Here is a 23,697-nt window from a genome sequence, read left to right on the forward strand (position 1 = left end):
GCATGATGCGAAGTTTTGGGTCGGCGGTCTTCCGGCGCCCCGTCGTCCCTCAAAGGACCAGAGGAAACCTATGACTGGCCGTCTGGACAAGCGTTTGCTCATCGGTCTAGCCGTTTTTGGGGTCGCGTATGCCGTCACGGGATTGCACTGGCTATCCGCCGGCACCATCGTGATTCGAAAAGCACCGAGCGACGGGCCGGTCGTCGGAGCCATCGGGGCCAACAGCGTTCTCTATTATCCGCTGTGCGGAATATGGATTGGATTGGGCGTGTCGATGGTCGCGCTCTCCATACTCTCCTTCTTCAGCTCCAGAGCTTTGTATCTCAAGCTGTCATCGTTCTCCTTTCTGGCAATCCTGCTGCTGGGCTTGGGGACTTTGGCGGCGGCAATCAGGGCCGGCCCGTAACGGCCCAACAAGACGCTGCAGTCGACCCGGCGGCGCCGCGATAGCCCACGACTTTTAGACAACCGCGGGGCTTGAGTTGACGCGACGACAGTCGGGACAGGCGCGAGGTTGCCCGCCGAGACGATGCGGGCGCTTGTCGGCAATGGGATTGTCGCCGTCGGCAAGCCGTCAGCTCCAGAACCGCCGGTCGAGCATGCGGTAGTTCACCGCTTCGGCGACGTGCTCTTGCCGGAGGTCGGCGGCGCCTTCGACGTCGGCGATGGTGCGGGCGACGCGGAGGATCTTGTCGTGAGCGCGGGCCGAGAGGCCCATTTCGTTGACGCTCGCCTCGAGCATGTCGCGACTCGCCGAGTCGAGCTTGCAGACCTCGCGCACCTGCCGGCTGGTCATCTGTCCGTTGGTCCGCGTCCCGCTGCCGGCGAACCGCTGCGACTGCACCGCCCGCGCCGCGGCGACCTGCTCGCCCATCGTGCGACTGTCGGTCCCCGGGGGGCCGTGGGCCAATTCCTTGAACGGCACGGCCGCGACCTCGATGTGAATGTCGATCCGATCCAAGAGCGGGCCGCTGATCTTGTTGACGTACCGTTCGATCTGCGGCACGCTGCAATGGCACTCGCGGCGCGGATCGTTGCGAAACCCGCAGGGACACGGGTTGAGCGAGGCGATCAGCATGAAGTCGGCGGGGAACTCGCTCGCCCGCAGCGCTCGGCTGATCGACACCGTGCCGTCTTCGAGGGGTTGGCGGAGCACTTCGAGGGTTTGCCGGTTGAACTCGGGGAGTTCGTCGAGAAACAGCACGCCGTTATGGGCCATGCTGATTTCGCCGGGGGTCGGCGTCGAGCCGCCCCCCACGAGCCCCGCGTTGCTGATCGTGTGGTGAGGCGCGCGAAAGGGGCGGCGGACCATCAGCGGACGATCGGCCGCCAGCTTGCCCAGCACGCTGTATACGCGGCTCGTCTCGATCGACTCCTCGGCCGTGAGTTGCGGCAAGATCGTCGGCATGCGTTTGGCGAGCATCGTCTTGCCGGTCCCCGGGCTGCCGACCATGAGCAGATTGTGGGCCCCGGCCGCGGCGAGCATGACGGCCCGCTTGGCCATCTCCTGCCCGCGGACGTCGGCGAAGTCGTCGTCGTAGCGGGCGTGCTCCTCGAAGAACTGGCTCACGCGCGACGGGGTCGGTTCGATCGCCAGATCGTCGGCCAGAAACGCGACCGCCTCGGTCAGACTGCTCACGGAAATCGCTTCGATCCCCTCGACGACCGCCGCCTCGCCGGCGTTCTGGGCGGGCAGGATCAACCCGCGCAGACCGCGCTGCTTGGCCGCGGCCATCGCCATCGACAGGGCGCCCTTCACCGGACGCATCGCGCCGTCGAGGGCCAGTTCGCCGACGACCGCATAGCGTTCCAACTTGTCCGAGGCGAACTGACCGCTCGCCGCCAGCAGCCCCAGCGCCACCGGCAGATCGAACGACGACGCCTGCTTGGGCAGCTCGGCCGGGGCCAGGTTGATCACGCACCGATTGTCCGGCAGCACGAACCCGCTGTTCGCCAGGGCCCGCTCGATCCGGTGGACGCTCTCGCGCACCGCTTGGTCGGGAAGCCCCACCAGCACCGTCTTCGGGATCGCCGCATACGAGACGTCGACCTCGGCGACCACCGCAACGGCGTCAATCCCCACGAGCGAAAACGTATGCAGCTTGGCCAGCATGGGGGCCAGTGTAACACGCCGGCCGGCCGAAATCACTCTTTCGCCGCAGTTGCCTGCTTAGGGCGAAAACCGCTAAAAGCAGTACTCGGCATGCACAAACGCTCCGTGGAGCAGCAGGCTGCCGTCGTTGTCGATCGCGCGGACGTCGTTGATGCCGCGGGTGTCGAAGTAGATCTGGTCGGTCGGCAAGGCGAGGCCGGTCACGCCGATCACGCGGTAGTCGGCGCCGACTCGCCAGCGGCAGCCGACGCGATACGCGAACCCGACCCCCAGTTCGCCGAGAAACGCCAGATCGTCGTCGCTGGCGTGGACGCGCATCATCTGCCCGGCGTTGGGACCGTTGTTGATGACCGCCGCCCCCGCGGAGCCCCCCTCGAAGTAGTCGAGCGTCGCGTGGTTGCCGAACAGCCCCGCCTTGCTGATGAGTCGCAGGCTCAATCGCGGCGTGCAGCACCGCTCGGCGATTCCGCCCAGTTGGAAGCCGTACAGTTGGTTGTCGGTGCGGACGTCGATTCGGTATTCGTCCGGATCGCCGGTGATCATCGTGTCGTTGGGGTCGGAGACGAACAACAGCGACTCGCGGAATTTGAAAAACCGAAAGCCGACCAGGCTGGTGAACTGCCAAGGGCCGCAACACGGCTGCTGAAAGAACCAGACGCGATTCGCCTCGACGTTGTAGATTTCCCAATCGCGGGCGAGGCGATGGATCTCCGCATCGTTGACGTTGTCCGAAGCGAGCGGACCGTCTCCCGCGCCGCCCCCGGAGTAGTTGAGTTGGTCGTAGTTGCGAATGCCGTCCAGCGAGCCCGCCCCTAGCGCCGAACCGAGGTATTGCGTCGACTGGGCCTCGGGGAACAGCTGCCAGTAGTTAAGCTGCCATCCCGTCTGGCGGCACAGGTCGTACCAGCCGACAGTCGCCTCGACGCCGGGCGAGAAGTCCATATCGGCGTCGGCCGCATCGACCAGTTGCACGGCTTCGTTCGCGCTGTCGTACGAGAATGCGTACGAGTCTTGCGCTTCACGGGTCAGAAACAGAGCCCCGGCCGAGACGTTCCAGATCGAGGTCCGCGGCATGCAGATCGCCGGCGCCGGACACGAGGGACAAGTCCCCACGGCGCCGTAACCGTCGCACGACGGCTGGCCGTAGCCCGGGGAGGGATCGCACCCATAGTTCGAGGGGGCGCCCATGCCTGAGCGATCATGCGCAGGGGGCGCGGCGCCGTACCACTCCGCCTGAGGCGCACCGGGGGGGGCGCTCGCCTGGGGAGGGAGATACGACTGCGCGATCGCCGCAGGCGCAGTAGCAACCATCGCCGCCGCGAGCGCAGCGCCAAACATCCGTGACATGCGGTTCGTCCTTGATAACACGTGAACCGCCCCCGCGTCGCAACACGACGACGACGGCGGGCTCCTCGTGCCGGCAGTAGTGACTATCGAGCGGCGTCGGCCCTTGGGACAAGGCGCTTTGTCGCGGCCGCCGGGTCAATCTCGCGGCGCAGCCCGCAACGCCGACAGATCCCCGACCGCTCGCCCGACCGGCAAGGTTTGCCCAATCGGGCGAGCCGCCGTCGGCTTCGCGGCGGCTCCAGCCACGTCGCTCTTGCTCAGGACTTGGCAGGATTTCGTAGCGCTCGTCGTGCCGTCGTGGGGCAATCCGGGACCTTCGGCCCCTACCGGCGCACCGTTTTCCACACCGGGTCGTGATGCGAATCGCTCGCCCCGGCGAACCAGCGGGTCAGCGTCATCTTCTGCCGCGTGTAGAAGTGGACGCTCTCGGTCCCTTGAATATGCAAGTCGCCGAAGAACGATTGGTTCCAACCGGTGAACGGGAACCATGCCATCGGCGCGGGCACGCCGACGTTGACGCCGATCATGCCGGCGTTGAAGTGCATCTTGAACTGCCGGGCGGCGTAGCCGTCGCGGGTGAAGATCGAGGCCCCGTTGCCGTAGGGACAGTTGCGGCCCACGGCCAGGGCCTCGTCGAGATCAGCAGCCCGCACGACTGACAGCACGGGGCCGAAGATCTCCTCATGGCCGACGCGCATCTCGGGCGCGACGCGGTCGATCACGCTGGGTCCGAGCAAGAATCCGCCGCTGTTGAAGTCGCGGCGGCCGTCGAGCGCAACGGTCGCCCCCTCCTGAGCGGCAATATCGAGATAGCCGGCGACGCGGTCGCGATGCTCGGCGCGGATCACCGGGCCCATGTCGACCCCCTCGACGCCGTCGGTAGGCCCCACTTTGAGCGAGCCGGCGTACTGGCACAGTTGCTCGACCAGCGGATCGGCCACCTGGCCCACCGCCACGGCCACGCTGCCGGCCATGCACCGCTGCCCCGCGCAGCCGTAGGCCGACGCAGCCAGCGCCTTCACCGATTGATCGAGATCCGCATCGGGCATGATCACGAGATGGTTTTTCGCCCCCCCTGCGGCCTGGACCCGCTTCCCGTGCTTCGTGCCGACTTCGTAGATGTACTTGGCGATTGCCGTCGAGCCGACGAACGAAATTGCCGCGACCTGCGGATGCACCAGCAGCGCGTCAACGCACTCGCGATCGCCGTGAGCGACGTTAAACACCCCCGGCGGCAACCCGGCCTCGGCGAACAATTCGCCCAGCCGCACCGAGGACAGCGGCACCTTCTCCGACGGCTTCAGCACGAACGTGTTCCCGCAGGCGATCGCTACGGGAAACATCCAGAGCGGCACCATGAAGGGAAAGTTGTAGGGCGTAATCCCCACGCACACCCCGACCGGGTGCCGCATCGTCTCGGCGTCGACTTCGGCCGCGATGTTGGGGAGCGTATCCCCCATCAGCAGGCTCGGCGCCCCGCAGGCGAACTCGATCATCTCAAGCCCGCGTTGCACTTCGGCCCGTGCCTCGGGCAGGGTCTTGCCGTGCTCCCGGGTCACGAGCGCGGCCAGTTCCTCGAAGTGCTCGGCCACGAGGTGCCGGAACTGGAACATGATCCGCGCTCGCTCGACTGCGGGAGTCGAAGCCCAGTCGGGCAGCGCGGCGGCGGCGGCGGCCACGACGTCCCCCGTTTCCTCGGCCGTCATCAGCGGGACGCGAGCGATCACCTCGCCGGTCGAGGGGTTGTACACGTCCGCAGTTCGCTCAGCGGCGCCGATGCGCCACTCGCCGCCAATCAGAGCCGGGATCGTATCCAGGGTAGCCGTCGCCATGGGGCGCCTCGAATCTCGAAATGTTAAAAAAGTGTTATGACCTTCGCCTTGCTCACGATATCATAGCGACTCGTCGCGATCGGCCAAACCGTCGCGGCCCGAAGTGCAACACGAGTATCCGAGTGAGCCGAAGGCGCTCGCCTCGGGCGGCGGCGGCGTGGAATCCGCTCGACCGACCCCAGGCCAGGGCCTGCGGCTCACGTGTCTTTGGTATGGGGAGATCGACGCATGCCTCGAGTCGTCCGCGGCGCCCTGTTGCAGGCCGCCCTCTGCGAACCCGCCACCTCGCCTGTTGAGAAAATCAAGCAGGCGATGATCGACAAGCACGTCTCCATGCTCGCCGAAGCCGCCAGTCAGGGCGCCCAGGTCGCGTGCATGCAGGAGCTGTTCTACGGCCCCTACTTCTGCGCCGAGCAAGACGCCAAGTGGTACCACCTGACCGAGCCGGTCCCCGACGGCCCGACCACCAAGCTTATGCAGGAGATCGCCAAGAAGCATCGCATGGTGATCGTCGTGCCAATGTACGAGGAAGACCTGCCGGGGGTCTACTACAACACGGCCGCGGTGATCGACGCCGACGGATCGTACTTGGGCAAATTCCGCAAGATGCACATCCCCCACTGCAACCCGGGCTTCTGGGAGAAGTTCTACTTCCGCCCCGGCAACATGGGTTATCCGGTGTTCGACACAGCCGTGGGCAAAGTGGGCGTTTACATCTGCTACGACCGCCACTTCCCCGAAGGCGCCCGCTGCTTGGGGCTCAACGGCGCCGAGATTGTGTTCAATCCCAGCGCCACCGTCGCGGGGCTCAGCGAGTACCTGTGGAAGCTGGAGCAACCCGCGCATGCGGTGGCCAACCAGTTCTTCGTCGGGGCCATCAATCGCCCGGGCTGGGAAGAGCCGTGGCGGATCGGCGAATTCTACGGCCAGAGCTACTTCTGCGACCCCCGCGGCCAATTCATCGCTCAAGCCGACCGCGGCGGGGACGCGATCGTGCTGGCCGACATGGACTTCGACATGATCCGCGAAGTGCGGAACACTTGGCAGTTCTTTCGCGACCGACGCCCGGAGAGTTACGAGGCGATCACGGCGCTCTAGCGTTTAGCGCCATAACCAGGAGCGGACGGCTCGCTGTGCAGCGAAAGGATCGCGACCGCAATCTCGCACATCGACCTTCTCGCGATCCTGTCATTTCCTGCGATCCTCCGAATCCTGTTGTCGTGAGCATGGAACCCAAGCCGAACGGCGTCCTTTACGGATTGGACGATCGCCCCCCGCTAGGTCGGGCGATCGTGCTCGCCTCGCAGCACGTGCTGACGATGTTCGGCTCGACCGTGGCTGTGCCGTTGATGTTCGGGCCCGCGCTCTGGCCGATCCCTGCCGGGCTCCCCCCGCAACTCGCCAAGATGCTCGCTGCGGCCCAGTTGCATAATACGGCGACCTTGATCTCGTCGGTCATGCTCTGCAGCGGCGTCGCCACCCTGCTGCAGTCGACCTTCGGCTCGCGGCTGCCGATTATCCAGGGGGTGTCGTTTTCCTTCCTCACGGCGTTCTTGGGCATCGTCGCCGCGACCCGCGACGCCAGCGCGATCGATTGGTCGCCGTTCCTGGCCGGCGAGACGAACCGCGCGCTGTTCATGCCGCTGATGCACCAATGGCAGGAAGTCGGCGCGTCGGGGATGCGAGCGATCGCGATCGCCGTCATGATCGGCGGCGCCATCGAGGCCATCGTCGGCTTTACGGGTTTGATGGGGCAAATCCGCAAGGCGCTCTCGCCGGTCGTCGTGGGGCCCGTGATCATGTTGATCGGTCTGGCGCTGTACAACGTCGGCGCCCCGACCGCCGCGACCAATTGGCCCGTTTCGCTGACGACCATTGCGTTGGTCGTGCTGTTTTCGCTTGTGTTGTCGCGCAAGGTGCGGTTTCTGCAGTTGTTTCCCATGCTGTCGGCGATCGTGATCGTCGTGACCGCCTGTTGGGCGTTGTCGCGCACCGGTCATTTCAACCGAGGGGACGCGGCGTTCGTCGACGCCTCGGCCATCGCCGTCGCCGATTGGTTTCGGTCGACCAAGGTCTGTTTCCCCTGGGGCGTCCCCCGCAGTTCCGAGTTCGCCTGGGGAGCGCTCATCGCCGTCCTGGCCGGATTCCTCGCCTCGATGATCGAATCGTTCGGCGATTACCACGCATGCAAGAACATGGCCCGCGCCGGCGATCCCACTCCGCGAGAGATTTCCCGCGGCATCGCCTTCGAGGGGATCGGCTGCATGCTGACCGGCGTCTTCGGCGGATTCAGCAGCACCAGCTATTCCGAGAACATCGGCCTCGTGGGCATCACCAAGGTCGCCAGCCGCTACGTCGTGCAACTGGGAGCGCTGATCCTGATCGCCCTGGGGCTGTTCGGCAAGTTCGGCGCCGTGGCCGCGGCAATTCCCAAGCCGGTCGTCGGCGGGCTCTATTGCTCGCTCTTCGGGCTGATCGCCGCGGTGGGCGTGCGGCAGTTCGCCCGAGCCGATTTGAACAGCGAACGGAATCTCATGATCGGCGGGATGGCGCTCTTCATGGGACTCAGCGTCCCGTATTACTTCAGCGACGCCCCGGGAGTCACCGGCCGTGCCGACCTCGCTTGGCTGGCCGAAGGAGCTCGCGGCATCGTGCTGGCCGTCGGAACGACCGGCATGGCCGTGGCGGCGATCATCGGCATTTTTCTCGACAACTTGATCCCCGGATCGCATGCTGAACGGGGGCTCGCCGTCGGTCCCGGGGTGCTGGTTCCCGAGGCGGCCGACGTCGATGCCGGCGAATTCCCCAGCGAAGCCGCTGCCGACGAGGACCCGCGCCGCACGCCCCGACGTCCCCCCGAGCGCGAGCGCTGACTCGCATGATTCATTTGATCCCGCCCCGGCACGCCTTCGGGGCTCCCGCCCTCTCCCAAGTCGAACTTCGCCATGTCGCCTTCGACCCGTCCGCTGCAATTGCCGATTATCGACCACGCGCCCGCTCCGTACGACGGCCCGTCGCGCAACGAGGTGATCGCCCTCCGCAAACAGTATCTTTCCCCGGGGCTCATCACCTACTATCGCGAACCCCTGATGGTCGTCGAAGGGTTCATGCAATACGTCTGGGACGAGACCGGCCGGCGCTATCTCGACGCCTTCGCGGGGATCGTCACGATCAGCGTCGGTCACTGTCACCCGAAAGTCATTGAGCGCGTGCGCGACCAGGCAGGCCGCCTGCAGCACACGACGACGATTTATCTCCACCCGACGATCGCCGAGTTCGCCGAGCGTCTGTCCGAGAAGATGCCCCCCGGGCTCACGCGCAGCTACTTCACAAACTCGGGAAGCGAGGCGAACGAAATTGCGATCCTCTCGGCCCGCGAGCACACCGGCAACTACGACGTCATCGCCTTGCGCAACTGCTATCACGGCGGCACGGCGACGACGATGGGGCTCACCGCCCACGGCACGTGGAAGTTCAAGAGCAACCAAACCATGGGCGTCCACCACGCCACGCCGGCCTACTGCTACCGCTGCCCGTACGGGCTTGAGTACCCCTCCTGCGATCTCAAGTGCGCCCACGACGTCCGCGACGTCATCCGGTACCAGACTTGCGGCGAGGTCGCCTGCTTCATCGGCGAGCCGATCCAAGGCGTCGGCGGCACGGTGACGCCGCCCCCCGAATACTTCCAGATCGTCTACGACATCGTCCGCCAACACGGCGGCATCTGCATCGCCGACGAGGTGCAAGGCGGGTTCGGACGCACCGGAACTCACTATTGGTCGCACCAAAACTGGGGCGTCGTCCCCGACGGAATCAGCATGGCCAAGGGAATCGGCAACGGCGCCCCGCTTGGCGGGTTCACTACGACCGAGTCGATCTCCGAAGTGATGAAGAACCGCATCCACTTCAACACCTTCGGCGGCAATCCCGTCAGCATGACCCAGGGGCTCGCCACGCTGGAGGTGATCGACGCCGAGGGGATCCAGCAGAACGCCCTCATCGTCGGCGAGCACCTGAAGCAAGGCTTCCTCGCTCTGCAGGACAAGCACGCGCTCATCGGCGACGTCCGCGGGATGGGGCTCATGCTGGGGGTCGAACTCGTCCGCGACCGCGTCACCAAGGAACCCGCCAACACCGAGGCCGCCGACGTACTGGAACTTATGAAGCATCGCGGCGTGCTGCTCGGCAAAGGGGGCCTGTACGGCAACACGCTCCGCATCAAGCCGCCGATGTGCATTACCAAAGACGACGCCGATTACCTCCTCGGCACGCTCGACGAAACGCTCGCCGAGATCGCCTCAAGCAAGTGAATCGCCGATGATCGACTCATGCTTCAGCCGGGCTTCTGGCCGTCAGCGATCGGTTGTCAGCCGGAATCGACGCGCGCAACGCTGCCGCACGGATTAACATAGGATCAGGGCCCCGCGCCCCTCGGGCCCGCTGCTTTGGTCCCGAGCACCCAGCCCCCACTCCGAGTGTCGCCATGCCCACGCTCGCCACGACCGTCGACGGCCTCAAACTCCCCAACCCGTTCGTGATCGGCTCCGGCCCTCCCGGCACGAACGGCAACGTCATCGGCAAGGCGTTCGACGAAGGCTGGGGCGCCGTCATCTGCAAGACGATCAGCCTCGACGCCTCGAAGGTCGTCAACGTCCAACCCCGTTACGCCCGTCTGCGCGGCCGGCAGTCGGACGAAATCATCGGCTGGGAGAACATCGAACTGATCAGCGACCGTTCGTTCGACGTTTGGATGGAGGAACTCAAGGAGGTCAAAGACAAGTATCCCGAGGGGGTCCTCATCGCCTCGATCATGGAGGAATTCAACAAGGACGCGTGGGTCGAGATCGTCGAGCGGTGCGAGGCGGTCGGCGTTGACGCGTTCGAGTTGAACTTCTCCTGCCCCCACGGCCTCCCCGAGCGGAAGATGGGCGCCGCGATGGGCGAGAACCCCGAGATCCTCGAGGAAGTCTCCGGCTGGGTCAACGCCGTGGCCACGAAGCCGGTCTGGGCCAAGCTCACCCCGAACGTCACTCACATCGAGGACCCGACCCGCGCCGCGTTTCGCGCCGGCTGCGAGGGGGTGAGCGCGATCAACACCATCCGCAGCGTGCTGGGGGTCAATCTCGACACGCTCCGACCCGAGCCGACCGTCGAAGGCTACACGACTCCCGGCGGCTACTCGTGTCGAGCCGTCATGCCGATCGCCCTGCGGATGGTCATGGAAATCTCGCGCGTCATCCGCAACGAATATCCGGGCAAGTCGATCAGCGGCATCGGCGGCGTCGAGACGGGCGAGGACGCCGCCCAATTCATCCTGCTGGGCGCCAACACCGTGCAGGTCTGCACGGGGGTCATGAAGTTCGGCTACGCGATGGTCAAGGAGATGTGCGACGGGCTGCTCGCCTTCATGGAAAAGCACAAGTTCCAGTCGCTCGACGACTTCCGCGGCCATAGCGTGCAGTATTTCACCACCCACTACGACCTCGTCGCCCGCCAAGCCGCCGCCCGCGCCGCCAAGAAGGCCGAGCACGACGCCAAGAAGATGATCCAAGCCGACGACCAATGGTCGGGGGACGACTTCGTCGACCAGAGCGACGCGCTAGCGCGGGGCTGAACTCGACGCACAGTTGCGTCGGCGCTCACTCACGCTGCAACGGACTCGAGGCGCACAATTCGCACAAGGCGATCAAGAACGCCCAACCGACTCCACGGCATGCTGTGTGGCGATTGTCTTGCGAACGCAGCGCTGTCTCTCCTGAGCTTTTCGTCGCTCGATCTTCGCGACCGTTCCGGCGCACGGCGATCCGTTTCATTCATGATCATGATAACGAATTGCAGCCCGCGGCCCGGGCGGATTGACATTGCAGGCCCCCCTTCCTAGAGTGCGACATGCACACGGTCGGGTGGCAGAGCGGTTTAATGCACCGGTCTTGAAAACCGGCGTGGGGAAACCCACCGGGGGTTCGAATCCCTCCCCGACCGCTTTTCATACCAACGACTTGCGGCGAATTATTCCTCGCCATCGAGTCGCGCGGGAAAGCGACCTGACACGAATCTGACCCACGTCGGCGTTCGTATTGCTGGCCGCTCGCCGGACAGTCGAGAAGAATGGAGGGCGCTTTCCCCGCTCTCCCATTTTCCTACTGCCCCATATGGCCAGCCTGGTACTTGACCTGCCGGGACGAAAGCTCTTGCTCACGTTGATAACCGATCGCCCAAGGCCCGGTCGTCGCATGCTCGGCGTAGCCGGATTCTCCGGCCCTGATTCCTGGCGGTCATGCTGAGCGTCGCCGTCTCATGCGGACGGACTGAAGCGAACCCCATGGGATCGCCCGACGCGGGCTTTGTTTCACCGGCCGTTGGATTATGCGGCGAGCGCCGATTGACACGGACGAATATAGACGCGCTCAATTGAACCGTGCTATTCTGGGACAAGCAACGGAGGATTCGCCATGGAAATTGATTTGCCCGCTGATTTGATTGAACGGGCCAAGCAGATGGCTACGCCAGGGCAGGATGCCGCCGCAGTCTTCGGCGAGGCCTTGGATACGCTCGCCTGGGGGCGCCGCGAAGTGATGGCCGTTCGCGAGGGGATCGCCGCGTATGAAGCGGGCGACTATGAAGCTCTCGAAGACTTCGATCGCGATTTCCGTCAGAATCGCTCGATCTCGCCGGACGTCTGATGCCGCGGGTTGTTATCACCGGTCCGGCCGCGCGGGACGTGGCCGCCAACCACGACTGGTGGGCGAAGCATCGCTCGGCCGAGCAAGCGGCCAGATGGTACGTCGCCGCATATGAAGCAATGAGATCGCTTGCCGAAACGGCGGCACGAAATCCTCTCGCCCGCGAACGCGAGCTTCGACAATTGGCAGTGCGGCAATTCTCCTTTGGATTGAGCCGCAGACCGACGCACCGCATTCTATACGCTGTGCGAGGCAACGACGTAGTGATTTACCGCGTCCGAGCCTTCAGACAGGACGAATTGTCGGTTGGCGATCTCGGCCAATAGCTGCAGCACCGACGCCACGGCATTCTCCGCCATTGTCGATTTCTTTTGCCGAGTCGCTTGCATTGCAACCCCCGTTCGCAGCGGCGCAGGCCTTACTTTCGCGACGTACCCGGAATTGGATCCTAGTGGGACTTGTTCCGCGACCTGAGCACCGATCTCGCGAGGCTAAGAGAACTGGACCTTTTGGTTGTTTGAGAACTGACACAAATCTGACACACGTAATGCCTGCGAGTGCCATGCCGCCATGGGGCTGTGGCATCGAGTTCCCCTAGATACCGCCCAAATGCCCAACAAGTACAGCATTAACCCCATGCCACAAAGTCGGTCTTGAGAACCGGCGTACCGGGGGGGCGAATCCCTCCCGGACCGCTTCGTGGCTCTCGTTGCCGCGAACTCTCGCCACACTCTCGCCTGTGCCTCCTGCGAGGACGGCGGGGGACCGGTTGTGCCGATTGTCCCGAACGAATCGTCGCCGACGCTCTGCCCGGTGCGATCACCCCTGATCGCATTCGCGAGCTATCTTTCACAGTCCGCCGTGAGCGGACGCCCCGTTCGCCGCTTTGCGGAGGGGCCGGCGCCGTCGTTCCCGTCACCCTGCAGTCCCCCGCTCAATCATCATGCGGATCAAACGCCGCGAGTTTCTGGTGATCCTGCTCGTCATGTGCCAATTCGGCTGCATGACGCTGGGGGTGATGTGGGCCGCGACTTGGCTGCGGACGTCGTTCGCCAGGTCGTTCGAATCGAGCGCCTCGGCCGAGGGCCGAGCCATCGGCCAACAAATCGCCAATCGGCTGGTCGTCGACCAACTTGACGAGCTTGAACCCGGATCGCGCGGGTGGTCGAGACTGCAACGGCTCTGCCAGCAGGTCGACGTGCCGTACGATGGGTTCGTGTGCGTCATCCGTCGCGACACCGGAATGTTGCTTTGCCACCCCCGACTCGACGAGGAGCCGAAGCTGCTGCGTCGCTCGTACGGAGCCCTCTCGATCGTCGCGGCCGAAGGGACGCGCCCCCTGTTGGACGCGATTCGCAAAGCCGACGTCGACGACAACGGTTCGGTCGCCGGCACGATGTTGGTTGACGGCGATTTGTGCTTGGCCGCCGCGGCCAGCCTGCCGCAGGCGAACGCCGTACTATTGGTGCTGCAGCGGTCGGAGTTGATCGAGAAAGCCGTCGCCCAACTCGTCGGCCCGATGCAGCAGATCGGCTGGATCTTCTCGTTCGCGGTCGTCGGCGCCACGTCGGTGCTGACCGTGGTGCTCGTGAACCGGTACGAAGACACGCTCTCGCAGACCAACCAGGAACTCGAAGGCAAAGTTCGCCAGCGGACCCAGTCGCTGCTATGCACCCGCAACGCCGTCACGTTCGGCCTAGCCAAACTGGCCGAGTCGCGCGACAAGGACACGGGCCTGCATCTCGATCGCATACGCTCTTACGTGACGATCCTCGCCAACGAATTGGCCCGCAACCGGCCGGAGATCAATCATCAGTTTATCGCCGATCTGGCCGTCGCGTCGTCGCTGCACGATATCGGCAAGGTCGGCATCCCCGACGCGGTGCTGCTGAAACCGGGACGACTGACCGGCTCCGAACGGCGGGCAATGGAGCTCCACACCTTGCTGGGCAGCGAGTGCCTCGCGGCGATCCAGAAACAGTTGGGCGAAGACGACTTCCTTGAACTGGCTCGCTCGATTGCGCTGTCGCACCACGAGCATTGGGACGGAGGGGGCTATCCCCACGGACTCGTGGGGAGCGAGATTCCGCTCTCGGCGCGGATCGTCGCCTTGGCCGACGTGTACGACGCGCTGACGACGGCCCGCCCCTACAAGCGCCCCATCTGCCACGCCGAGGCCCGCGATTGGATCGCGACGCGCTACGGCACGCAGTTCGACCCCGAGGTCGTCGAGGCGTTCATCGCCCGGGAAGCGGAGTTCCGCCGGATCAGCGAGGCCTACTTCGGCAACGCTGCGGAGGAACCCGACAAGCAATTCGCTGCAGCCGAGCGAACGGCGACCGCTGTCGTCCAGCCGCTGCAGATCGGCGCGTAGCGAACTCCGCTCGCCGCAACGTCCGGCTCAGTCCTCGTCGAAGTCCGGATCATCGGAGAAGGGGGACCCCTCCGTCTCCTCGCTCTCGGTCTCTTCCTCCTCGCCGCCGAACGTGTCGGGGAACTCTTCGTCCTCGGTGAGGTCGTCCTCCCAGTCCTCCTCGAAGTCATCGTCGAACTCGTCGTCGAAGTCGTCGTCGTCGAAATCGTCGAACGGATCGTCCGCCTCGGCGACGATCGCGAGGGCGGAGCCGACCAGCGGGTCGCAGCCGAGTTCCAGAACTGTTCCCGTCCGAAGCTCGAGGACGAGACATGCATCCCCCCGACGCCGTGGGTCGACAAGCGCCTCGCCGCTCGGGAATTCAAGACCGGGAGTTTCGGAGAAACAAACCATCGACCGCCTACCATGTGAGATGCAATTCGTCCGCCGCACCGCGGCCCGTCCCGGGGAGGGCCGAAAACGGCCCTCCCGCGGCCAGAATTCTCGCCAACGATAGCACATGCTGTCAACAGATCGCCGGCGCCGCCAGCGCGAGCGTCGCCAGCATGTCCGTCTAGGCCCTTTTGCCGAGAACCGCTATGATTCCGACAGTACTCCGCCCCGACGGCGGGCGGCCGATCGCCCCGTCCTTCGGTCACGGTCCACGACAACGCGGCAGGATTCCCGTTCGATCGACGACGCCGGTCGCCTCGCCCCCGCGGCCTCCCGGCTGAGCTTCCCAGGATGCGCGTATGGACACCGCTTCTCTACTGGTCGCGGCTTGGCTCAACTGCGCGGTCGCCGCCGGCTGGCAGCCCGACCCCGAGCTCGCCGGCGCGTACGTTGTGACCGTGCACGTCGACTCCGCGACGGCGCAGCGCCTCGCCCAGGGGAGTGCGTCCGCGCTCGACGTCGACGTGCCTGCCGATATCGCCCCCGTCTCGCGAGTCCAAGTCGACTCCAGCGGCTCCGCGCCGATCCGGCGGCGGCAAATGACGTTGCTCAAGCCCGAGATTCCAGACGGGGTCGTCCTTGCCCAGTACTACGAACCGGCCGGGCAAGCGTCGGCAAGCCCCCCCGCTTCGTGGGGAGCCGCCCTGTCTCAACCTGCGACTTCTACGGTGCAACCCTGGCCGAGTTCATCGGCCGGTTGGGGACAGGCGGCCGTCGATCAGTTCCACAGCGCCGCCAACCAATCGACGGCGGCGCTGCAGGCCCAATTGCAATCACAGATCCAGCAAGTCGCGGCGCCGCTGCGCGACGGGGCCAGCTATTGGGGGCAATCGTTCCAGGCGGCCGTCGACAGCGTCGGCCAACAAAGCGGCGGGCTGCTTCGCGACGCAATGCCGCCGCTCGACGGCCAGGGATTATTCCGGCAAGACGCCGCATCGGCTTGGCCCGGCTGGGGCCAATCGCAATTCGGCGCCGCGACCAGCCCCTCCAATCTCGCGAGCGTTTCGTCGCCGTGGCCCACCACGGCCACGCCCCCGACGCCGATGCAGGCCGAACCTTGGGCGGCGCCCGGCGCCCCGACCCCCGCGACGTGGGGCCAAGGTTCGCCCGCGCAGCCGCACGCCGACCCGCGTTATGCCGCCGGCCAGCAACCCAGCCCAGCCGCGCCGTCGAGCGTCGGATGGTCGGACGGAGCCAGATCTCAAACCGCCGCCAACGATCCGCGGCAACCCTATCCGGGCGCGTCGCAACCCCCTGCCGCCCTGGCCGGCCGTGAACGGATCGACCAGCCGATCGACCCCCGCGACGCCGGGCAGTGGACAATGGCCAGTTCTCAGACCGCTCAACCCGCTTCACAGGGCGCCGGCGCAAGCCAACCGGGTTCGCCGTCCGCGTGGCCGCAGTCTGGCGTCACGCCGTCCGCAGCGTCGGCGGCCGGCCGATCCGGCGATTGGCCCGAACTGCTCGGCCGCAGCCAGCAGCCGGGCTCGCTCGCAACGAGCACGCCGTCGACTTGGCCGCAGTCGTCCAGCTCGCTGAACTCTGCAGCAGCAGGCGGCTCCGCAGGCCACAACGGCGCGGGCCTCGACTGGCCCAACGATTGGCCCTACTACGACCAGGACGGCATTTTGCGAACCGCGTCGCAACCGAGCCGCACCGGTTCCGCGGGCGCCGAGGGCCCGAGCTTCCCCGCAACGCAAGGACCGTCAACTGGCGGCGCGTCCGGGCCCCCCGCGGTCACCAAGGAGATGCTTTTCGCCAACGACCCGCGCGACGCCGACATGTGGCCGAACGCCCCCGGCGGTGCGGAACGAACTTCCGCTCCGGGGCTCGACGCAATGGCCGACACGACTAAGCGGCCGTCGCCCTTCGACGCCGATCCGTTCGCCGTCGCCCCGCCGCAGTCTTCGGCCGGCGCTGCGGGCAATTCCGAGGAGGGTTCGTCCGGCAGCCAGTTCCCGCTCTGGACGATGACGGGCGGCGGCGGAACGAAGCCGACCGAGACGGGGGCGAATCATTCCTCGGCCGATTCCGCCAGTCCACGCAATATGATTCCCGTCGTCGTCGCGTGGGTGCTGTTGTTCGGCTCGATCGCGGGGAACGCGTATCTGCTGTGGAGCTACCTCGAAGTTCGCATGAAGTACCGCACCCTCGTCCGCCGCAACGGCCAGGGAGTTCGCAGTCGCTTTTCGCCGGCGTGATCGTCCCGCGGCGTTGACGCGCTGGGTTACAGAATCCGCTCGTCCGCTTCGTCGAGCGCCGCCGACGCTAGGTCGTTTGCGAGCTTCGCCGCGGCAAAGCGGCTCCGCCACGCCCCGGGACGAGTGCAGGCGGTTTGCTCCGCGTCGTCGTGCAACTTGGCGAATGCCAATTCGCGCGGCGCAATATGAGACACGGCCTGCACCGGCCTCCGCAGCGGAGCGGCGGTTCGCTCGGGGCGCGATTCGACGCTCGTCGGCAATTCCAACCAGTACGATCTCGCCGCGTCGTCGCCCGACTCGGGCAAAGCCCCCGCCCCGACGACCAGCGAGACGGACGCCGAGTCCCGCCCAAACTGCTCGCGCCAGATCGTCAAGTCTGCCGCGTCGACGAGCTTGTTCCCGTCGGCATCGCCGTCGTTTGCCGTCGCATTGGTCGCGCCGAAGCCGCGCTGCCAAGCCAGGAAGTCGCCGCCGTCGACGCGGTCGTCGCCGTTGAAATCGGCATTCGGAGCAACCGGATTGCCGTCGGTCCCTGGCGTGCCGCCGATGACTAAACTCGCGCGCCAGTTGGCCGGATCGTCGAACGGATCGTGCGGCGCCCCGTCCGCAGGGTTTTCTCCGGCGTAAAGCGGCCCGACGTACTCCAGCGACGGACCGTCCCCGTCGGCCGCCGTGGGCCAGGGCGCCGCGTCGCTGTAGGTGAACGACTGCAGCAACTCGCCCAGCGGCCCCGACAGAGTGACCAACTCGCCCCCGTTGCTGAGATTCGCTTCGGCATACCCGGGGCCCGTCGCCAGACGAATCCCGGCGCCGTACGCCGCAACGAAATCGCTCGGGTTGCGAGCCACGACGATCCGCTCCCCTGCGGCCAGCGTTTGCCCCGCCTGGAATTCGTAGGGGTTCGTCGCGAACCCGCCAATTGTGACTCCGTCGAGACTGATCGTCGTGGCGCCGATGTTCAGCAGTTCGATGAACTCGGTCGTCTCCGACGGCCCGGCCGGGTTGTAATGGAGTTCGACGATTCGCAGCGGGAACGACGCTTCTTCGAGGAACGTCTTGTCGACCGCCGCGCTCCAGCTCGAGCCGTTCCGGACCCGCGCCCGGACCTGCGTCGAGGAATCCAACTGGAGCGGCGAACCCGTGTACGCAATCGCCGTCGGCGAGATCCCGCCGCCGACCAGCCGTGGGTCGGACCCGTCGAGCGTGTAGTAGATCGTCCCCCCGACGTTCGGATTGCCGAGCGACAGGGCGAGCGAGCCGACGAACTGCCCGCCGTATTGGCTGAACGTCGGGGCCGCCAAGCTCGCCAACCAACCGCGGGAGTTGAACTGCCCGATCACGATCCCGGTGCGCACGGGGAAAAAATCGGCGAGCACGCCGTTGACGTTCGCCAGCCAGTCGGCCCGGTCATAGGCCGAGGCGACGCGATTGTCGCCCCAGCGGGCCGCTTCGCCGTTGATCGCCCGGTCGAGTTCGGCGACCCGCAACTGAAAGACGGCCGCAGCCGCCGCGGGGGTCAGCAGTCCGCCGTTGTGCATCAGCTCCTGCACGCGGTCGGCGAATCGCAGCTTGTACTCGGGACTCCCCATCAGCTTGCGATGGATCCCCGTCGGTCCGTAGGCGTCGTTCTTCGCAGTCGAGTCGTAGTTGACGCGAAAGTTCGATTCGCCGAGGGCCAAATTGTCGTCGGTCGGCCAAGCATGCTCCTGGTCCCAAGCGTGGAACCGCCACCGCCCGGCCGGGTCGACGTGGTTGTAAGTCGCGTACCAGTTGTCCTGGCCCCAATCCCAGTTGCCGGCGTAATAGTGGACGATCATGTAGTTGATGAAATCGTCGACGTCGAGCACTGCCTCGACCTGCTGAAACGCGGAGTGATTCGACACGTCTCCGTCGACGAGGCTCAACAGCGTTGCGTACGCCGCCTCGGCCGCGAAGCCGCCGTCGACCCAGGCGTACTCGGCCGGATGCCCCGACACGCCGTCGGCCGCCTTCACCGCGTAGTAGTCGTCCTCGGAACCGCCGAAATACTCCTGCGCGAAGGAGTCGTCCGGCCGTTCATGGAGATTGTAGATCCCCCAGTACATCCCGTTGAGGTACAGGTGAACCCACCGCCCGTGCGGAGCGTACCCGCCGGCGAGGTTCTGCAGGTCGGCGACAACCTGATCGTTGACGTACTTTGCCACCCCGCGCTGTTGCACGTTGGCGTGCAACCACGTGTAGTTATAGTGGGCGTCAAGGATAAATCCGTCGAAACTGTCGGCCTGCTTGTGCCCGGGCACGGCGGAATTGGCGAACAACAGCGGTGCGTCAAGTTCGCCCACGCCGTACGGCGCCTTGAACTTCACCTGGAACGACAGCTTGTCGGTGTTCCAACGGGTGACGCTCGAGTGCCCTTGAATTTCAATCGCCGCATCGGCGTGAAAGTGCTCGGACCCGTCGGCCATGATGAACTCGATCGACGTGGCCCGCGGATCGCTCTTGTTCTTCCAGGCGGCGTTCTCGGTGTAGATGCCGTGGTTCGTTCCGTCGCCGAACAGGTCCTGCCAGTTCATCACCAGCGAGACGGTCGGGATCGCCGTCAGGTCGCTCTTGAGCTGTTCGGCCCCGACCGCCGCGACGATCGCCGGGTCCATCGACCAGTCGGGCGGGTTTCCCCAGGAAGCGAAGTCCGGCAAACCGACGCCGCTTTGAGCCAGCACGTCATCGAGAAACAGATACGTCTGCGTGTCGACGTCGGTCGGCAAGTACCCCGGCTTGAACGCCGCGGCTCGCAATGTGGTCGTCGTCGTGATCGCGATCGGACCGGCGTAGACCGTGCCGGTCGTCGCGGTCGGGGCCGAGCCGTCGATCGTGTAACGGATCGTCGCCCCTGGCGTGTCGGTCGTGATCGCGACCGACTGGGGCGAACTGTAGAACCCCCGCTTCACCGAGAACTGCGTATCGGCGACCAACCCCAGCCATCCTGCCCCGTTGTCGCGGCCGGGGGTGGGGCTGGTCATGTACGTGTTCGCCGCGGCGCCGGTCGCGCGCTGGGCGTTCAGGAGCGGGTGGATCAGAAAATCGTTGCGCTCCGAGCTCGCCGTGTGATTGGCCCCGTAGATCGCCAGCACGTTGTCGCCGTTGTGGATCCGATCGAGCCACGCCGTCAGGTCGATCACGTCGGGCGTGCTGACGACGGTCGCGTCAGGACGATTGGTCCGGGCGTTCAATTCGACCGTATCGCCCGGCTGCAGCGACGTATGGACGTTCGCCCGCTGCACTTCCCGATCGTTGAGATACAGGATGTACCCGTCGTCGTACCGCAGCTCCAGCACCAGCGACGTCATTTGCTCCTTGTCGGCCACGGTGAAGGGGACGCGCACGTACGCGGCTATCTGGCCCGTGCTGCCGTTGAAGTTCATCTGTCCCGAGGTCAGCTCCTGGAAGATCAGCGAATCGAGCAGATTGTTGGGACTGCTGTCGCGATCGTAGCCGACCCCCGTCTTGGTCTGGATCCACGCGCTGTCGTCGTAGTCGACCTTGCGCCAGTGGTCGTCGACCGCCGGGTTCGGGCCGTCGTAGGGCCGCACCGTCGCGTTCGCCTGATCGGCGATGATCGCTTCGGAGACCGTCGCGCTCCGGTCGGCCCCAAGGCCGTACGACACGTCCGCGTACTGCTCGGGGAACGACAGATACGCGCTGGCGATCGTCGTCCCGTCCGCCTCGACCAGGGCCAAGTCCTCCCCCGACCGGGCGAGTTTGAAATTCGCGTGGAGTTCGCCCGTGTAGACCCCGTTTTTGTCGCTGGCAAAGACCAGCAGGAACGCGCCGGGAGCGAGCGAAGTCGTTGCCGGGGTTGCGGGGATCTGCCACTTGGTCAGATTCGACGCATCGTCGGTCAGGTACCAGCCGCTGACGTCGACCGCCGCAGGGCCCGTGTTCTGCAGTTCGATCCAATCGTGCCGCTCGCCGGAGAAGTCGCGAATGCCCGAGTCGTTTTCGGCCAGGAACTCGGTGACGACCACGGTCATCGCCAGCCGCGATTCGAGCGGTTCGAAACTCAGAGACGCAGAAGCGGAACGACGAGACAAGCCCCGACGGGCTCGGCGATTAGAACGAGACATACCATCCGCGCCGCTGCGCGATCCTGACAAGATGCAACTCGACGAAGCGCGGGCGCCGTGCGAGAACCGACGAGCGATCGAAAACGACCGCCTTGAAGCCGTTGTAGTTGCGGCCGCCGAGGGGGTCAATTTCCTGACGCGATTCGACTTCCGATCTGCAGCGGAACGCTCAAGCCGGAGGGCGCGAGGATGCGAGCCGAAGCCAGAAGCGTCTTGATAACGCACGGCCGACGCCATTTCACGCAGACGCGGGCGTCGCCAGAGATCGCGTCAACCGCCGCAACGGAGCCGACGACGACGAGCCCGCGCGGCGAGCGCCGCCAGCGACGTCGCCATCAGCGCGAGCGTAGTCGGCTCGGGGACCCCCGCGACGGCCGCTACGGCCGAGGACGCGCCGTACCCGGTCTTCCAGAGTGCGAGATCGGCCGCGTCGACGACGGCGTTGCCGTTGCCGTCGGCGTTCACGTTGGCCGTCGAGCCGAGCGTTCGCTGCCAAGCCAGAAAATCGGAGCCGTTCACCTTGCCGTCGAAGGTGTAATCGGCGTCGGGAACGGTCAGCACCTCGATCGTGGAGAACAACGCTAGGTTGGACTTGGTGATCGACCCGCCGGAGTAGTTTTGCAGCGGCAGCCGTCCGAACAAGTTGTCTGGATTGGACGTGCCCGAAGCATTGTAGACCGGCAAGTCCTCAAGAGCGTCGACGGCGTTCATGCCGTTTGGTCCAACGACGCGGCCGAAGGCCGTGAAGCCGCCGTTTTGAAAGTCCAGGTTCGCGGCATTGCTGTCCGAGAGATTGAAGAACCACTCGCTCGTAGCCGAATTGGGGTTGTCCGCCGTCTTCGCCATGGCGATCGTTCCGCGCAGATTGGAGATCCCCGGTTCGTTGACCACCGCTGCATACTTGGGAACCGACTGCACGCCGACTAGATCAGACGGATACGTATACCCCCCCGCTTGAATGACAAACCCAGGAATGCTGCGGTGGATGAACGTATCGATCCACCGCCCGCTGTTCACGTACGCCAGGAAGTTGGCGGTCGTCTGCGGAGTTGCCGTGTGGAACAGCCGAACGAGGATCGGCCCCTGCGACGAATTGAATCGCACGACCAGCGCCGCCGCCCGGTTCGGACTCGTCAGCGCCCAACCTGCGATCAGAACAACAAGTAGTAGCGCACGGCAACCGCGGCGATCACGTCGAAAGGGCATGGCAGAGCGGGTCAATCAGGCGAAAACACGGCGACGCGGCGCGCGAACGTCCCCCCTTGGGACAGTACTTTCACGGTAACATGCCCGTGCATAAGCGTCCACGAATCGACCTCGCCTCCGCGGGGAGCCGCGGGAACCCCGTCTGATTATGCCGATTTCTCCGACCGACAGGCCCGCAGGCTTCCGAGTCGCAAGCCGCGCTCCCCAGCCAGCGGCCCACCGGCCTCCGATGGCGCCCCGCTTCCAGATAGCTCGCCCTTAGCGAGCAGTCGCTTCCCTAGGCTCAAGCCGCCCCGCGACCAAAACGGGCGCCCGTCGCCGACCCGTCCAGCCCCTTCGCCACGGCCACCAGCACCCGCTCCACCGAGAGGTCCTGCATGCAGCGGTGGTGCCCCAGCGGGCAGGTGCGGGCCATGCACGGCTGGCAGTCGAGCCCCAACGTGAGACACTGTTCCCCCGCGTAGTGGGTCGCTGTTAGCTTGGGCCCCGTCGGACCGAACAACGTCACCACCGGCCGCCCGAACGCGACCCCGAAGAATCGCGGCCCGCTGTCGGTGGTGACCAACAGCCGACAGCGCTTGATCACCCCCTTGCTCAGCCCCAGCGGGACGTCAAAGTCGGCCAGACTCGTCACGGCCGGGCGAGCCGCCTGCCGGACGATGTCGCGTGCGGCGTCGCGCTCGGCCGGTCCGCAGTTGACCAGCACGCTGAGCCCCCGCTCGTCGACCAGCCGCGCCGCCAGCGCGGCGAAGTGCTCGACAGGCCAGCTCTTGGCGGCGCCGAACGCTCCCCCCGAGTTGAGCACGACGACCCGTTCCCCCGCGGGCAAGCCCAGCGCCGCCCACGCCCGGTCCGCGGCCGCTTCGTCCTCGGCGGTCGTCGCCAACTCCAGCCGCGGCGGCTCCCAGTCGCAGCCCGCGGCCATGGCGACCTGCAAGTACGAATCGATCGTCGGCGCGGGAACCCGTCGCCAACCGCGGCGCGGTTCGTAGAGCCGCGTCGTCAACAGCGGGCTGCGCCCGTCCCGGGCGAAGCCGATCCGTTCGCGGGCCCCCGAGCGCCACGCCAACCACGCGGTTCGCAGCGAGTTGGTCAGCAACACAATCTTGTCGAGCCGTTGTTCGCGCAGCCGCGCGATCGTCGCGGCCGACCCGCGCTCGGGTTCGCGCCGGTCCTTGCTCGACAGGACGATCTCGTCGAACCACGATTGCCCGGCAAGGACCTCGGCGACGTAGGGTCGCATCACGCCGACCAACCGCCCGTCGGGTCCGGCAAGTTTCCGCAGCGCCCGCAGCGCCGGCGTCGCCATGACGACGTCGCCGATCCAATTCGGTAGAAAGACGCCCAGTCGCATCCGTGCCGCCGGGTGAAAGGAGAAGTTTGCCGAGGATTCGCCCCGCCGAAAA

16 protein-coding genes and 1 tRNA gene are annotated in these 23,697 nt (G+C 65.8%); 10 read left to right on the top strand and 7 right to left on the bottom strand.

What is annotated here, in order from left to right:
* Window positions 1-70: 70 nt before the first annotated feature.
* Window positions 71-406 (top strand): hypothetical protein, encoded by a 336-nt coding sequence (locus tag KF688_06735; protein MBX3425358.1) that lies wholly within the window; start codon window positions 71-73, stop codon window positions 404-406.
* Window positions 407-574: 168 nt separating this feature from the next.
* Here KF688_06735 and KF688_06740 read toward each other — a convergent pair whose 3' ends face one another.
* The 3 genes from KF688_06740 to KF688_06750 form a co-directional block, all read right to left on the bottom strand.
* Window positions 575-2,113 (bottom strand): YifB family Mg chelatase-like AAA ATPase, encoded by a 1,539-nt coding sequence (locus KF688_06740; GenBank protein ID MBX3425359.1) that lies wholly within the window; start codon window positions 2,111-2,113, stop codon window positions 575-577.
* 72 nt (window positions 2,114-2,185) lie between these two features.
* Window positions 2,186-3,460, bottom strand: coding sequence for a BBP7 family outer membrane beta-barrel protein (locus KF688_06745; GenBank protein MBX3425360.1), 1,275 nt, complete (start codon window positions 3,458-3,460; stop codon window positions 2,186-2,188).
* Window positions 3,461-3,783: 323 nt separating this feature from the next.
* Window positions 3,784-5,292, bottom strand: coding sequence for a CoA-acylating methylmalonate-semialdehyde dehydrogenase (locus KF688_06750; protein MBX3425361.1), 1,509 nt, complete (start codon window positions 5,290-5,292; stop codon window positions 3,784-3,786).
* A gap of 228 nt (window positions 5,293-5,520) precedes the next feature.
* Here KF688_06750 and KF688_06755 point away from each other — a divergent pair, with 228 nt between their 5' ends.
* The 8 genes from KF688_06755 (at window position 5,521) to KF688_06790 (ending at window position 14,349) form a co-directional block, all read left to right on the top strand.
* Complete coding sequence (locus KF688_06755) at window positions 5,521-6,390, top strand: acyltransferase (GenBank protein MBX3425362.1); 870 nt, start codon at window positions 5,521-5,523, stop codon at window positions 6,388-6,390.
* 122 nt (window positions 6,391-6,512) lie between these two features.
* On the top strand, window positions 6,513-8,165 hold the full coding sequence (locus KF688_06760) for a hypothetical protein (protein ID MBX3425363.1): 1,653 nt from the start codon (window positions 6,513-6,515) through the stop codon (window positions 8,163-8,165).
* Window positions 8,166-8,237: 72 nt separating this feature from the next.
* Window positions 8,238-9,602 carry an aspartate aminotransferase family protein gene (locus tag KF688_06765; GenBank protein MBX3425364.1) on the top strand — a complete coding sequence of 455 codons (1,365 nt, stop codon included), beginning with the start codon at window positions 8,238-8,240 and terminating at the stop codon, window positions 9,600-9,602.
* 173 nt (window positions 9,603-9,775) lie between these two features.
* A complete protein-coding gene (gene preA / locus KF688_06770) occupies window positions 9,776-10,906 on the top strand; it encodes an NAD-dependent dihydropyrimidine dehydrogenase subunit PreA (protein ID MBX3425365.1) in 1,131 nt (376 codons plus the stop codon).
* A 283-nt stretch (window positions 10,907-11,189) separates the two neighbouring features.
* Window positions 11,190-11,274: transfer RNA gene (locus tag KF688_06775), tRNA-Ser, on the top strand.
* Window positions 11,275-11,744: 470 nt separating this feature from the next.
* Window positions 11,745-11,975, top strand: a complete 231-nt coding sequence (locus tag KF688_06780) for a hypothetical protein (GenBank protein MBX3425366.1) — start codon at window positions 11,745-11,747, stop codon at window positions 11,973-11,975.
* A 38-nt stretch (window positions 11,976-12,013) separates the two neighbouring features.
* On the top strand, window positions 12,014-12,301 hold the full coding sequence (locus KF688_06785) for a type II toxin-antitoxin system RelE/ParE family toxin (GenBank protein ID MBX3425367.1): 288 nt from the start codon (window positions 12,014-12,016) through the stop codon (window positions 12,299-12,301).
* Window positions 12,302-12,918: 617 nt separating this feature from the next.
* Window positions 12,919-14,349, top strand: coding sequence for an HD domain-containing protein (locus KF688_06790; GenBank protein ID MBX3425368.1), 1,431 nt, complete (start codon window positions 12,919-12,921; stop codon window positions 14,347-14,349).
* 27 nt (window positions 14,350-14,376) lie between these two features.
* Here KF688_06790 and KF688_06795 read toward each other — a convergent pair whose 3' ends face one another.
* The gene (locus KF688_06795) at window positions 14,377-14,742 is read right to left on the bottom strand and encodes a hypothetical protein (protein ID MBX3425369.1); all 366 of its coding nucleotides are present in this window, start codon (window positions 14,740-14,742) and stop codon (window positions 14,377-14,379) included.
* 338 nt (window positions 14,743-15,080) lie between these two features.
* On the opposite strand from KF688_06795, the gene KF688_06800 reads away from it, so the two are divergent.
* A complete protein-coding gene (locus tag KF688_06800) occupies window positions 15,081-16,982 on the top strand; it encodes a hypothetical protein (GenBank protein ID MBX3425370.1) in 1,902 nt (633 codons plus the stop codon).
* Between the two features lie 26 nt (window positions 16,983-17,008).
* Here the strand turns inward: KF688_06800 and KF688_06805 are convergent, their stop codons facing one another.
* From KF688_06805 to waaF, 3 genes are all read right to left on the bottom strand, one after another.
* A complete protein-coding gene (locus tag KF688_06805) occupies window positions 17,009-21,052 on the bottom strand; it encodes a CotH kinase family protein (protein ID MBX3425371.1) in 4,044 nt (1,347 codons plus the stop codon).
* A gap of 303 nt (window positions 21,053-21,355) precedes the next feature.
* Window positions 21,356-22,291: a peptidylprolyl isomerase gene (locus tag KF688_06810; protein ID MBX3425372.1), complete on the bottom strand. Its 936-nt coding sequence runs from the start codon at window positions 22,289-22,291 to the stop codon at window positions 21,356-21,358.
* A 283-nt stretch (window positions 22,292-22,574) separates the two neighbouring features.
* On the bottom strand, window positions 22,575-23,645 hold the full coding sequence (gene waaF, locus KF688_06815; GenBank protein ID MBX3425373.1) for a lipopolysaccharide heptosyltransferase II: 1,071 nt from the start codon (window positions 23,643-23,645) through the stop codon (window positions 22,575-22,577).
* Window positions 23,646-23,697: the final 52 nt, after the last annotated feature.

The sequence above is a fragment of the Pirellulales bacterium genome (genome assembly GCA_019636345.1).
In the GTDB taxonomy this organism is placed as follows: Bacteria; Planctomycetota; Planctomycetia; order Pirellulales; family Lacipirellulaceae.